This window comes from Mesorhizobium sp. (genome assembly GCF_004963255.1).
GTDB lineage: Bacteria > Pseudomonadota > Alphaproteobacteria > Rhizobiales > Rhizobiaceae > Mesorhizobium.
This window is the reverse complement of sequence record NZ_SUGA01000004.1, coordinates 58,740-70,980: the sequence shown is the minus strand read 5'-3', so window position 1 is coordinate 70,980 and position 12,241 is coordinate 58,740. Positions and strand designations below refer to the sequence as shown.

At 65.8% G+C, this 12,241-nt stretch carries 10 protein-coding genes and 1 tRNA gene; 3 read left to right on the top strand and 8 right to left on the bottom strand.

Annotation, left to right across the window (positions count from 1 at the left end; translation table 11 throughout):
* Positions 1–64 precede the first annotated feature (64 nt).
* The 5 genes from E5X34_RS06885 to E5X34_RS06865 form a co-directional block, all read right to left on the bottom strand.
* Complete coding sequence (locus E5X34_RS06885; RefSeq protein ID WP_292562506.1) at positions 65–1,558, bottom strand: efflux transporter outer membrane subunit; 1,494 nt, start codon at positions 1,556–1,558, stop codon at positions 65–67.
* 11 nt (positions 1,559–1,569) lie between these two features.
* A complete protein-coding gene (locus E5X34_RS06880) occupies positions 1,570–4,713 on the bottom strand; it encodes an efflux RND transporter permease subunit (protein WP_292562504.1) in 3,144 nt (1,047 codons plus the stop codon).
* A gap of 4 nt (positions 4,714–4,717) precedes the next feature.
* Positions 4,718–6,001 (bottom strand): efflux RND transporter periplasmic adaptor subunit, encoded by a 1,284-nt coding sequence (locus tag E5X34_RS06875; protein ID WP_292562502.1) that lies wholly within the window; start codon positions 5,999–6,001, stop codon positions 4,718–4,720.
* Positions 6,002–6,278: 277 nt separating this feature from the next.
* Positions 6,279–6,617, bottom strand: a complete 339-nt coding sequence (locus E5X34_RS06870) for a hypothetical protein (RefSeq protein WP_292562500.1) — start codon at positions 6,615–6,617, stop codon at positions 6,279–6,281.
* A gap of 123 nt (positions 6,618–6,740) precedes the next feature.
* On the bottom strand, positions 6,741–7,406 hold the full coding sequence (locus tag E5X34_RS06865) for a hypothetical protein (protein WP_292562498.1): 666 nt from the start codon (positions 7,404–7,406) through the stop codon (positions 6,741–6,743).
* Between the two features lie 212 nt (positions 7,407–7,618).
* Between E5X34_RS06865 and E5X34_RS06860 the strand changes: the two genes are divergently transcribed.
* The 3 genes from E5X34_RS06860 (at position 7,619) to E5X34_RS06850 (ending at position 10,052) form a co-directional block, all read left to right on the top strand.
* Positions 7,619–8,365 (top strand): response regulator, encoded by a 747-nt coding sequence (locus tag E5X34_RS06860; protein WP_292562496.1) that lies wholly within the window; start codon positions 7,619–7,621, stop codon positions 8,363–8,365.
* Entirely contained in the window at positions 8,362–9,606 is a 1,245-nt protein-coding gene (locus E5X34_RS06855; protein ID WP_292562494.1) for an ATP-binding protein, read from the top strand. Before E5X34_RS06860 ends, E5X34_RS06855 begins: the two co-directional genes overlap by 4 nt.
* A gap of 77 nt (positions 9,607–9,683) precedes the next feature.
* Complete coding sequence (locus E5X34_RS06850) at positions 9,684–10,052, top strand: hypothetical protein (RefSeq protein ID WP_366664875.1); 369 nt, start codon at positions 9,684–9,686, stop codon at positions 10,050–10,052.
* A 105-nt stretch (positions 10,053–10,157) separates the two neighbouring features.
* Here the strand turns inward: E5X34_RS06850 and E5X34_RS06845 are convergent, their stop codons facing one another.
* The 3 genes from E5X34_RS06845 to E5X34_RS06835 form a co-directional block, all read right to left on the bottom strand.
* Positions 10,158–10,409, bottom strand: coding sequence for a hypothetical protein (locus E5X34_RS06845; protein ID WP_292562492.1), 252 nt, complete (start codon positions 10,407–10,409; stop codon positions 10,158–10,160).
* A 136-nt stretch (positions 10,410–10,545) separates the two neighbouring features.
* Positions 10,546–10,620: transfer RNA gene (locus E5X34_RS06840), tRNA-Glu, on the bottom strand.
* 435 nt (positions 10,621–11,055) lie between these two features.
* Complete coding sequence (locus tag E5X34_RS06835; RefSeq protein WP_292562490.1) at positions 11,056–12,228, bottom strand: D-Ala-D-Ala carboxypeptidase family metallohydrolase; 1,173 nt, start codon at positions 12,226–12,228, stop codon at positions 11,056–11,058.
* Between the last annotated feature and the right edge of the window lie 13 nt (positions 12,229–12,241).

Here is a 12,241-nt window from a genome sequence, read left to right as displayed (position 1 = left end):
GCGGGCATCGCTCACGGGAATTTGTATGGTTGTCAACAGGCGGATAGACACCGTGCACCTGGTCTCACTGGGTCTTCGATGCCAGCCGCGGTCCGGTGCCGACATCGATGATTTCGGGCCTGCCTGTATCGATCGCGCCGTTCCAGCCACCGCCAAGCGCCTTGTTCAAGGCTATGTAATCGGTGGCGATCGAGACGCGGCTTTGCAGGACGGAATCGTCGGCGGAATAGGCTGAGCGTTCGGCATCGAGCACGTCGAGGAGGCTGGTCTCGCCAGCCTTGTAGAGCGTTCTTTCAAGCCGCGCGGCATCGCCGTAGGACTTCGCGGAGGAGGCGAGCTTGCCGTTCCTGATGCGCTCCTGCGACAGCGAAACGGTGGCGTTCTCCACATCTTCCAGTGCGGTCAGCACGGCGGCCTTGTAGGCGACGAAATATTGGTCGCGCTGGGCCTTGGCGACGTCGACGGCCGCCTGCAACTGGCCGCCATTGAACAGCGGCACGCTGAGCGCCGGCCCGAAGGACCAGCCGATGGTGGAGTTCTTGCCGAGATCGCCGAGCTTGAGGGACGTGGTGCTGATGTCGCCAGTCAGGCTGACGCTCGGATAGCGCGCCGCCTCGGCCTGCCCGACCTTTGCCGTGTACTGCGCATATTGCCTCTCGGCCATGCGTACGTCCGGACGGGTGAGCAGGATGTCAGCTGGAACTCCGGTCGGGATCGGCAGGCGCGGCGCCGGGATCGGCTTTACGAGCTTCAAGCGCTCGGTGAGGGCCGCAGGCGGCCGCCCGGTCAGTACGGAAAGCCGATGCACGGCCTCGGCATAGCCCGCTTCCAGGCTCGGAACGCCGGCTTCCGTGCCGCTGGCCTGCCCTTCGGCCTTGGCGACGTCCGCCGCGGTCGCCGAGCCGGCCAGCGCCATGGTGCGGGTGAGCTGGGCTGTCTGCCGCTGCGATGCGGCGGAGCGCCGGGCAAGCGCAATGCGGGCCTGATAACCGCGTGCCTGGACATAGTTCGAGGTCACGTCGCCAACCAGCGTAAGGAGGGTGGATCGCAGTTCCTCTTCGGAGGCGTCCAGTCCGTAGCTCGCCGCTTCGACGCCCCTGCGGTTGGCGCCGAAGAGGTCGAGTTCCCAGCTGGCATCGAAGCCTGCCTGATACTGGTCATAGGTTGTGCTGGTTGCCGTGCCCGAGCTGGTTGCTGCGGTCCTATTGCGGGTGGCCGAGGCCGAACCGTCCGCGGATGGGAGCAACGTGCCCACCGACTGGCGGTAGCTTGCCCGCGCCTCACGGATCTTGGCCTTGGCGGTAGCGACATCGAGATTGCCGGCGACCGCCTCCGCGACGAGCGCGTCCAACTCGGGATCGCACAGGCGCCGCCACCATTGCGACAGCTGCGCAGGCTTTGCCGGCCTTGCCGCCCTTTGCCCGCTCCAGCTTGCCGGCATTGCCAGCAGCGGCTTCTGGTAGTCCGGACCGACGACGCAACCCGAGAGCAGGGCTGCGGCAAACGCGGGCAAAAAGAACCCCTTCGCGGTCGCGAGACCGCGTTCAAAACCTGGCATGGAAAAAACCTCTATTCTTGAGTGGCTGTGGCTGGGGTCCTGCCTGAATTCTCGTTGGCTGCCTTGCCCTTGAAGATGCGGCGCACCGTGACGAAGAGAAGCGGCACCAGGAAGACGCCGATCACGGTCGCCGCGATCATGCCGCCCATGACACCGATGCCGACCGAGTTCTGCGCGCCCGAGCCCGCGCCGCTGGCGATCGCCAGAGGCGTGACGCCGAGGATGAAGGCCAGCGATGTCATCAGGATCGGCCGCAGGCGTTGCCGCGCCGCTTCTAGCGTTGCCTCGACCAGCCCCATGCCGGCAGACTGCCGCTCGATGGCGAACTCGACGATGAGGATGGCGTTCTTGGCCGCCAGACCGATCGTGGTGAGCAGGCCGACCTTGAAATAGACGTCATTGGTCTGGCCGAAGAGAGTGGCCGCCGCCAGGGCGCCGAAGATGCCGATCGGCACCGACAGCATCACCGCGAACGGGATCGACCAGCTTTCGTAAAGCGCGGCAAGGCACAGGAACACGACCAGCGCTGAAATCGCGTAGAGCGACATCGCCTGGTTGCCGGAAAGCCTCTCCTGGTGTGACAGGCCGGTCCATTCATGCGAATATCCGGCGGGTAGTTGCGCGACCAATTTGTCGATCTCGTCCATCGCCGCACCTGAGCTTTGGCCTGCGGCCGCGGCGCCCTGGATCTCGATCGCCGCCGAGCCGTTGTAGCGTTCGAGGCGGGGCGAACCGTAGGTCCAGTGGCTGGAGGCGAAGGCCGAGAACGGCACCATGGCGCCGCCGGAGTTGCGAACCTGCCATTTGGCGAGATCTTCCGGCTGCATGCGGAAATCCGCGCCCGACTGCAGATAGACCGGCTTCACTCGTCCCCGATCGATGAAGTCGTTGACGTAATCGCTGCCCCAGGCGGTCGACAGCGTGTTGTTGATGTCGGCGAGGCCGATGCCGAGCGCGCTGGCCTTTTCCTGGTCGATATCGATCGAGAATTGCGGCTGGTCCTCCTGGCCGTTGGGGCGCGTGTTGGCAAGTAGCTTGCTCTTTGCCGCCAGACCCAGAAGCTGGTTGCGCGTCTGGATCAGCGCGTCGTGGCCGGCGCCGTTGACGTCCTGCAGGTAGAAATCGAAGCCGTTGGTGTTGCCGAAACCCTGGATGGCGGGCGGCGCGAGCGCGAAAACCTGAGCGTCCCTGATCTTGGAGAAGGCGCCCATGGCCCGACCGGCCACCGCCGATGCGGCGAGAGCCGGCGTCTTGCGCTGATCGAAGTCCTTCAGTCGCACGAAGGCGATGCCGACATTCTGCCCGGCACCGCCGAAACCGAAACCGGAAGCGGTGAACACGCCTTCGACCGCGTCCTTCTCTTCGTTGAGATAGTGGTTGGTCACCTCGGCCAGCACGCGCTCGGTGCGGTCCTGCGTCGCGCCGACCGGCAGTGAAGCGCTGGTGATCAGGATGCCCTGGTCCTCGTCCGGCAGGAACGAGCTCGGCAGCCGGGCGAACATCCAGCCCATGGCGATGACGATGGCGAGGAACACGGCAAGGAAGCGCCAGGAACGGTTGATGATGCCGCGCGAGCCGTCGCGGTAGGCGATGGTGCCGCGATCGAACATGCGGTTGAACCAGCCGAACGGACCCCTTTGCGTCGCATGGTCTTTTGGCGGGCGCAGGATGGTGGCGCAGAGCGCCGGCGTCAGCACCAGTGCCACCAGCACCGAGAGCACCATCGCCGAGACGATGGTGACCGAGAACTGCCGGTAGATGATGCCGGTCGAGCCGCCGAAGAAGGCCATCGGCACGAACACGGCCGACAGCACCGTGGCGATGCCGATCAGCGCGCCGGTGATCTCGTTCATCGATTTGCGCGTCGCCTCTTTGGGCGGCAGGTCTTCCTCCTGCATGACGCGCTCGACATTCTCGACCACGACGATGGCGTCGTCGACGAGCAGGCCGATGGCCAGCACCATGGCGAACATTGTCAGCGTGTTGATCGAATAGCCGAAGAACGAGAGCACGCCGAAGGTGCCGAGCAGCACCACCGGCACCGCGATCGTCGGGATGATGGTGGCGCGCAGGTTCTGCAGGAAAAGCAGCATCACCAAAAACACGAGCACGATCGCTTCGGCCAGCGTCTTCACCACTTCCTCGATCGACAGGCGCACGAAGGGCGAGGTGTCGTACGGATAGACGACCTCGACGCCCTGCGGGAAGGTCGAGCTCAGGCGATTGATCGTCGTGCGCACCGCTTCCGCCGTGCTGATGGCGTTGGCGCCGGTCGCCAGGCTGACGGCGACGCCGGCGGCCGGCTTGCCGTTGTAGTGGGCCTGGGTGGTGTAGCTTTCGGCGCCGATCTCGACCTCGGCGACATCGTTCAGCCGCACCAACGAGCCGTCGGTATTGCTCTTCAGGATGATGTTGCGGAACTGCTCGGCGGTCTGCAGCCGGCTCTTCGCCGTGACGGTGGCGTTGAGCTGTTGGCCCTTGCGCGCCGGCAACCCGCCGAGCTGGCCGGCCGAGACCTGCGTGTTCTGCGCCTCGACGGCCGTGGCGACATCGCTCGGCATCAGCGAATATTGCGCTAGTTTGTCCGGGTCGAGCCAGATGCGCATGGCGTAGCCGGAGCCGAAAAGCTGCGTCGAGCCGACGCCTTCGACGCGCTTCAGCGTGTCGTTGATGGTTGAGTCGACATAGTCCGCGAGGTCGGTCGAGTTCATCTTGCCGTCGCTAGAGACGAAGCCGATGACCATCAGGAAGCCGGTCGAGGATTTGGAGACGGTGATGCCGTTGTTCTGGACGACCTGCGGCAGCTGCGACTGCACGAGCTGCAGCTTGTTCTGCGTCTGCACCTGGGCGGTGTCCGCGTTGGCGCCGCTGGTGAAGGTCAGCGTGATCGAGGCCTGTCCGGTCGAGGTCGACGTCGCCGTCATGTAATCGAGGTTGTCGATGCCGGTCATGCCCTGCTCGATGACCTTGGTCACCGAGTTCTCGACGGTCTGAGCGTCGGCGCCGGGATAGCTGGCGCTGATGTTGACGGTGGTTGGCGCGATCTGCGGGTATTGCGAGATCGGCAGCGACTGCAGCGCCAAGAGGCCGCCCAGCATGATCACGATGGCGATCACCCAGGCGAAGATCGGCCGGTTGATGAAGAATCCCGACATCGCTTCAGTTCCCGGTTGCGCCGGAGGCCGGCTGCTTGGCGGCACCGGCGGCATTGCCGCCGGCGGCGGTGGCCGAGGCGGAGTTCTGCTCGCGGTCCTTGATCTCGCCGGTCGTTTCGTCGATCGTCACCTCGACCGCTGTCGCGTCGCCGCCGGCGCGCGCCAGCTGCAGGCCCTCGACGATGACGCGGTCGCCGTCGCCGACGCCGGAATCCACCAGCCAATTGTTGCCGACGCTGTTGCGCACGCTGAGCACGCGCTGCTCGACCTTGCCCTGGGCATTGACGACCATGGCCGTCGCCTGGCCCTTGGGGTCGCGGGTGACGCCGCGCTGCGGCACCAGGAAGCTGTTTTGGGCGACGCCTTCCTCGACGATGGCGCGCACATACATGCCAGGCAAGAGCAGGCGGTCAGGATTGGGGAACTGGGCTCTGAGCGCAAAGGTGCCGGTCGACTGGTCGACATTGGCGCCAGCGAACTCCAGCTTGCCGTTCTGCGCGTAGATGGTGCCGTTGTCGAGCTTCAGCTTGACGCTGACATTGGTCCCGCTGAATTTCAGCCGGCCTTCGTTGATCGCCTGTCGCAGATTGAGCAGGTTGGTGCTCGACTGCGTGACGTCGACATTGATCGGGTCCAGCGAGCGAATGGTGGTCAGCACCGTTTCTTGGTTGGCAGTGACCAATGCTCCCGGCGTCAATGTCGATTTGTCGATGCGGCCGGCGATCGGCGCGGTGATCGAGGTGCGATTGAGGCTGATCTTCGCGGTTTCGACGCTGGCCTTGGCCGCCGCGACGTCGGCCTGCGCCTGCGCCAGCGTCGCGGCGGCATCATCGTAATCCTGCTTCGAGACGACGTTCTGCTTCAGCAGCCCGGCATAGCGGTCGAACTTGGCCTGGGCGGTGGGCACTGCGGCTTCGGCCTTCTGCTGCGTCGCGACGGCGCTGTCATAGGCGGCCTGATAGCTCGCCGGGTCGATGAGGTAGAGCGGCTGCCCCGCCACCACCTCGGCGCCTTCCTGGAACAGCCGCTGCCGGATGATGCCGTCGACCTGCGGGCGCACCTCGGCGATGAGCGAGGCGGCGGTACGGCCCGGCAGTTCGGCGGTGATCGCGACCGATTGCGGGTGCAGGGTGACGACGCCGACCTCGGGCCTGCCGGCACCCCCCATGCCCGCCGGCACCTGGCTCTTCTCCTGCGAGCAGGCTGCCAGCAACAGCGCGGTGCCAAACAGCGCGAGGACCGCCATGAGGCGCGTCGGCAAGGAATGCTGGCTGAATGAAATGCGCATGGCCCGGATCATCTTTCGCTGGAGTTGCTAAGGCCGCCCGATGGCTGACGCAGGCGCATTGCAGAGCCATTGGGCGACGGGCACCTATGGGGGAGGCGTGGGACAAGCATGGAAGGGCGAGGAAAGCCGTTATCGGTCGCGGCAACCACGATGGGTGTTCGCGCGTGGGCGACGGAGTACCGCGCCTGGGCGACGGAGTACCGCGCCTGGGCGACGGAGTACCGAGCCTGGGCGACGGAGCACTGCGCCTGGGCGTCCAGCAATGAGCCGAAGCGGGTCATGTCGCGCTCCTTTTGCGCGGCCAGGATCGTTCGACGAAGGGGGCCGAATGAGCGGCCGCGACGCCCGCCGGCATCAGTATGCCGATCCGTGCCAGTAAACCAAGTGCCCTTGCCGATCGTAGGTGCGCGCCTTCAGCGCGGTCGGCCGAGATAAATATCTCCATGGAAGTCCGATTTGTGCGATTTTCGAGGTTTGGCGGCGGGGTCGGCAGCGCGAGGCGGTATCCGGCGAAGCTCAGCCGTATCGCGCCCTTGAGCGTGCGCCGCGCAAGGGCTGGCTGCAGGCGCCCAAGCGTGAAGCGCGGAGCTGCAGACGCGATCAGGCGCAGCATCATCAAAGCTTCCCACATAGTGTTCTCCGTGCGCTTCGCGAAGCCGCTGCCCTGTGAGACGCTGCCTTGATTGGAAACCGGCCGGCCCTTGAACGGGTGGGTGAGGGGGCCGGCCGGCGCAGCCGGTCAGAGTTGCTCGCCACTCCGGGGTAGGGGTGGAGGGAGCTGTCCGTGATCAGGCAGACCTCCGGGGCCGGCTGCATCCGGCGGATTGCCCCATGGACCGGGGGGGTGGCCATGAGGCCGGTCCGCCGAAGCGAGGATTTCGAGCTGTTCGGGCGTCAGCTTGGTGCGCAGCACCCCGATGGCGTCCTTGAGTTTGGCGGCGGAAGCGGCGCGTTTGGTCACCTCGTCGGCCAGCTTTTCCTGGAAGGCGAAGGGGACGGGGGCGGCATCTGGCGGAGGCCCGCCAGGACCCTGAGCCCCTGTGCCTCCCAAACCGAAGTCCGGTCGCGGCGGCGGCGCCAGCACCGCCTGCAGCGCGCTGGTATAGTCGCGCCAGGCATCGAGCTGCTCGGAGCGGATGCCGATCCGGGTCTCGAGCGCAGCGAGCCGGGCAGCGAGAAATTCGGGCGGCGGACCCATGCGACGCGGGCCGAAGTCTTCCGGGCCTTGACGCATCGCCCAGCGCTGACCGGGCCACGGCTCCATCGGGCCGGGGCCAGCATCGTCTTGCCGGCCGATTGCCGGCGGCTCGTCCGCGGGTGCAGCGCCGGGCTCCGGGTGGCCGGCGAACACCGGGTGGACGGCCGCGACCGAGAACAGGCCGAGCGCCAGAAGTCTGCTTCGCATGACGTGATCCTTTCCTGCATGCTTCGGATGCCGGGAGGATAGGAAGCATCTTTTGCCGCTTTGCTTCGGCGCGTTGCCGAAGGTTTCCAGAAAAAGGAGATTTGTTTCGGAATGTTTCCGGCGGGGTCTTGGAAACGTTCCGTTGCAATTTTCCATGCCGCTTGGCGGCGTCGCTCCCTATAATCAGGAACGAAAAGGCAAGCGGGCGAAGAATGCAGGCACAACCCCACATCCTCGTCGTGGACGACGATCGCGAGATCAGGACGCTGCTCGGGCGCTATCTCGACGGGCAGGGCTTTCGCGTGTCGGTGGCGGCGGACCGGCGCGAATGCGAGCAGAAGCTCGGCTCCGGCCAGTTCGACCTGATCGTGCTCGACGTCATGCTGCCGGACGGCTCCGGCCTCGACATCTGCCGGAGCCTGCGCGATCGCAAGCCGCACATTCCGGTCATCCTGCTGACGGCGCTGAAGGAAGATGTCGACCGTATCATCGGCCTGGAGCTCGGCGCCGACGACTATCTCGGCAAGCCGTTCAACCCCCGCGAGCTTTCGGCCCGCATCCGCGCGGTACTCAGGCGCTCGGCGCCCGAACAAGCCGCCCCGCCCAAGGTTCGCGTCTATCATTTTGCCGGTTACAGGCTGGAGCCGGACACGCGAAAGGTGATGGATGCCGATGGCGCCCTGGTCGACCTGACCGGCGCGGAGTTCGATCTGCTGCAGGTCTTTCTCGACCGGCCGGGACGGCTTTTGTCGCGCGACCAGCTGCTCGATCTGACGCAGGGGCGCGAGCGCGAGCCGCTCGACCGGTCCGTCGACGTGCTGATGAGCCGGCTGCGCCGGAAATTCGCCGAAGCGGGCGAGGAGGCATTGTTCAAGACCGTGCGCAATGGCGGCTATCAGCTGACGGCGCGGGTCGAGACGGCGGAGTGCCGCGTCCCGACGACGGATGTCGAGCCATGACTTCGCTGCGCCGTCGGCTGATCATTCTTCTGGTCGTTTCGATCCTCGGCGTGGTCGGCCTCGCCACTTTCGTGGCGGTCAAGGTGCTCGGCGGACCGTCGGCGGAGCTGACGATGGGGCCGCTGGCGCACCAGATCCGGTATATGACGCAATTGGTTCCAGGCCACGTGCCGAGCAGCGGCGATGCGCCGGTGACGATCAGCGATCGTCCGGCGCCGGGTTTCGAGGACCGCAAGCACACGCGGGTGCTGAACGACATGCTGCGCCAGAACGGTCTCGATGTTTCGGCGGTCGTCAGCCGCAGGGCCGAGCAACCCGGGATGATCGCCTCGGTCGCTTTGCCTGACCATCGCTGGATGATCGTCGATGTTCCCGACGTGGGCCCGCCGCGCGATGTCTGGTACGGGTTCGCCGGCTGGATGGCCCTGATCGTGCTCGGCGCCACGCCGGTGTCGATCTATTTCACCGGCGTGCTGGTTCGGCCGCTGGAAATGCTGGAAACCGCCGTCAGCAAGATCGGCTCGGATGGCATGCTGGCGACTTTGCCGGAGAAAGGCTCGGCCGAGGTGAGGGCCACCGCCCATGCGCTCAACGAGCTGTCGGCAAGACTGAAGACGGCGATGGAAAGCCGCATGCGCCTGGTCGCGGCGGCCGGCCACGATCTCAGGACCCCGATGACCAGGATGCGGCTCCGTGCCGAATTCCTCGACGAGGACCGTGAGAAATGGCTGAGCGACCTCGACGAGCTCGACCGTATCGCCGACAGCGCCATCCGCCTCGTGCGCGAGGAGGTCAACCAGGACGCGGTCGAGCCGGTGGAACTGGACCGGATAGTCCGCGATATCGAGGTCGAAATGGTCTCGCTCGGCCATGCGGTGACGATCGACCATCTCGACCATGTATTCGTCAAGGCCGGCGCGCTCGGCTTGCGCCGCGCGCTGCGCAACCTGATCGTCAACGCCGCCACGCATGGCAAGAGCTGCACCATCGCGCTTGCTCGGCGAGGCGGCCAGGCGGTTCTTACCATCGCCGACCGCGGCGCCGGCATTCCGCCGGACCTGTTGAACAAGGCCTTCGAGCCGTTCTTCCGGGTCGATCCGGCGCGTACGCAGTTCATCCCGGGCGCGGGGCTGGGTCTCGCCATCGCCAAGGAAATCATCGAACGCTACGGCGGGACGATCACGCTGGAGAACCGGCCGGGGGGAGGGCTGCTGCAGACAGTGGTTTTTGCAACAGCCTGACCTCGGACGTCATTTGTCCTCGGGCAATTCCAGGGTTTGGGCGCGGGTTTCAACTGCAAGGCTTTGCTCGCTGCATCGTGACCGCGCTGCCGTTGCGGAGCGGCGTCGCCAGATGCGAATTTGGCGACCCGATGTTTTGTGAGGATGCCACCATGCCCATAGGCAAGATTGCGTTTTGCGCGGCAGCGATGATCGTTGCCGCCACAACTTTCGCCGATGCACGACCCGACACGCGCACAATGACTTGCGCGCAGACCCAGGCGCTGATCCAGAGCCGGCATGCGGCGGTGCTGACCACCGGGGCGAACACATATGAGCGCTATGTCCGCCAGTTCGGCAATGAGTGCGATGCTCCCTACGTGCCGATGGTCGACTATGTTCCGGCCAGTGACGGTCGTTGCATGGTCTATCGGTGCGAAGAGCCGGCGCCGATGGTTCCGGATTGATCTGAGGCTGATGCTTCTCTCTGTTGGAGCCTGCTTTTGGGAGCGTCAACGTCACTCGGCGAGGGCGGCGACCTTCTGTTCCCGCCGCAAAGCGCCCGATGCCGCTCACTTGACCTTCTTGATCTCGGGGCCTGTGGGCTGGTCGGTCGCCGGAGCCGGCGTGCAATCCTGCCCTTTGCACTCCAAAGCGGGGTCGTTCCTCGGCGGCAGGCAATTCATCCCCTCGCAGTGAACGGGCGGCAGCTGTTGCGCCGCGTCGCCGTTGGACTGAGCGGGCTGATCCTCGGCGCAGACGGGCTGTAGCCCGGCCAGGCCGGTCATTGCCGCGCATAAGAGAACTGTCCGAAGCAGGTTCATCCGCGCCTCCATGGCGAGGCAGAACTCTACACCGTCTGATCGCTGCCAACATGAGTCACCCAACAACGCCGTTAATGACGCGTTTCGGCCCGGTGAGCGCGAGGTGCCGGATTCAGCCGTTCAGGGAGGATAAGACTGGTACGCCCAAGGGGAATCGAACCCCTGTTACCGCCGTGAAAGGGCGGTGTCCTAACCGCTAGACGATGGGCGCGCTCAGACGAAGCGGCTTATAATTGCGTTGTTGCCAACCGGCAACCCACCTGCCGCCACATGCGACAACTTTTTTCAAAAGGCGGGAAAAGTCGGCTTTTCGCGGCAGGGCAGGGTTCCGGCCGCATTCGGTCACGCACCTTTGGAGATTGGCTGGGACAACGCCAGTCGCGGTCGCCATTCTATGGCGGAGCAAGGAGCGAAGCGACGCGGCGCAGACCATAGAATCCATTCCGTTACCTATGAGCGTTGCAACGGTACAGAATCTGCGCCGCTGCACTCCACGGTCGAGGTAACGGAATGGATCCTCGGGTCTGCGCGTCCGCTTCGCTCCCGCTCCGCCCGTGGATGACGAAGCTCGGAGGGTTTCGGCTAATCGCCGACGTTTGGTGCTGTGAGGGTTTATCGAAACGGAGGCCGCCGGCCTCCATAAGTATCAGCCGTCTTCCCCACCGCCGCTGCGGCGGCGGCAGCGCCAGTTCCAGTCGCGCTCGGGGCCGACGTCGATATGGACGGATTCGGTGTGGCAGTAGGTGCCGACGCCGCCGCGGCCGGGCATCGAGCGGACGTAGCTCGCCAGCTCCCACTTCGAGACGCCGGGCAACTGGATGTCGGCGGCGGCGCAGTACATGTGCAGCGAGTTCTTGGCGCCGTTGGCGCGGCGGTTGCGCGAGGGATCGCGGTAGCCGGAGGTGACGACCATCTTGCGGCCGAAATGGCCCTCGATCGTCTTCAACACCCGCACCAGCGACGGTTTGAGGCAGGCGACGTCGACGCTTTCGTTCTGCTTCAGAAGGCCGTTGGGCGCGAGCCTTGCCATGCCGGCAGCCGAGGCCACCTGGTAGGAACCGCCGCCGCCCTCATCCTCGTTGAGGTCGACGTCGCTCTCGTCGTCAATGCCGGACTTGCGCTTGATCTCGAACAGCGCGGTCTGGCGCACGCCGGGGAGGGCGTCGGCGCCAGTGATGTGATAGCTCGGATCGTCGAGCGAGGCGAGCTGCACCGGCTTCGCGGCGGGCGTCGCGGAGGCCAGCTCAACGATCGGCTTGGCGGGGGCGGGCTCGGCGGTTGCGGTCTTGGCCTGCGCTGGCGGTTGGTCGCCGGAGCGCGAATTGATCAGCGGCGCAGGTGCTGCCGAGGCCGGCGTGGTGCTGAACAGCGAGGCGAACAGGCTCTTCTTCGGCGCGGCGACTTGCGGCTGCGCCGGTTCGCCCGCGGTGACATAGACGCCGTTGCTCATGGCCTGGGTGGTCGCCTGCGCCTTGGATGCAATGGCGGCGGCATCGCCGGCGGCGATCTGCTGGGCCACGGCTTGCGTCTGTTCCGCCGTTTGCGCCGGCTGAACCAGCGGTTGCGGTGTGTTGCCGGCAATCGCGGCGGCGCCGGCGGGCACCACGACGGCGGGGAAGGCGGCTTCCGGCCGCGTCTCCGGCACATAGGCGACCTTCTCGGGCAAAGGCGTGTCGCCTTCGCTCATCACGGTCGCTGCCGCATCGGCAGTCGCAGATAGCGCCTGAGCCGACGAATCGGCAGTTGTTGCCGTCTTGGCGCCGGACGTCGCGCTCATTTCGGTGGCGGTTGAATTGTAGGCGGGCGAAACGACCGACATCGTCGGGTCGCCG

Bases quoted from the DNA above. Each gene is read 5' to 3' on its own strand.
- E5X34_RS06885 (WP_292562506.1), bottom strand. From the start codon at position 1,558: ATGCCAGGTTTTGAACGCGGTCTCGCGACCGCGAAGGGGTTCTTTTTG.
- E5X34_RS06880 (WP_292562504.1), bottom strand. From the start codon at position 4,713: ATGTCGGGATTCTTCATCAACCGGCCGATCTTCGCCTGGGTGATCGCC.
- E5X34_RS06875 (WP_292562502.1), bottom strand. From the start codon at position 6,001: ATGCGCATTTCATTCAGCCAGCATTCCTTGCCGACGCGCCTCATGGCG.
- E5X34_RS06870 (WP_292562500.1), bottom strand. From the start codon at position 6,617: ATGATGCTGCGCCTGATCGCGTCTGCAGCTCCGCGCTTCACGCTTGGG.
- E5X34_RS06865 (WP_292562498.1), bottom strand. From the start codon at position 7,406: ATGCGAAGCAGACTTCTGGCGCTCGGCCTGTTCTCGGTCGCGGCCGTC.
- E5X34_RS06860 (WP_292562496.1), top strand. From the start codon at position 7,619: ATGCAGGCACAACCCCACATCCTCGTCGTGGACGACGATCGCGAGATC.
- E5X34_RS06855 (WP_292562494.1), top strand. From the start codon at position 8,362: ATGACTTCGCTGCGCCGTCGGCTGATCATTCTTCTGGTCGTTTCGATC.
- E5X34_RS06845 (WP_292562492.1), bottom strand. From the start codon at position 10,409: ATGAACCTGCTTCGGACAGTTCTCTTATGCGCGGCAATGACCGGCCTG.
- E5X34_RS06835 (WP_292562490.1), bottom strand. From the start codon at position 12,228: ATGTCGGTCGTTTCGCCCGCCTACAATTCAACCGCCACCGAAATGAGC.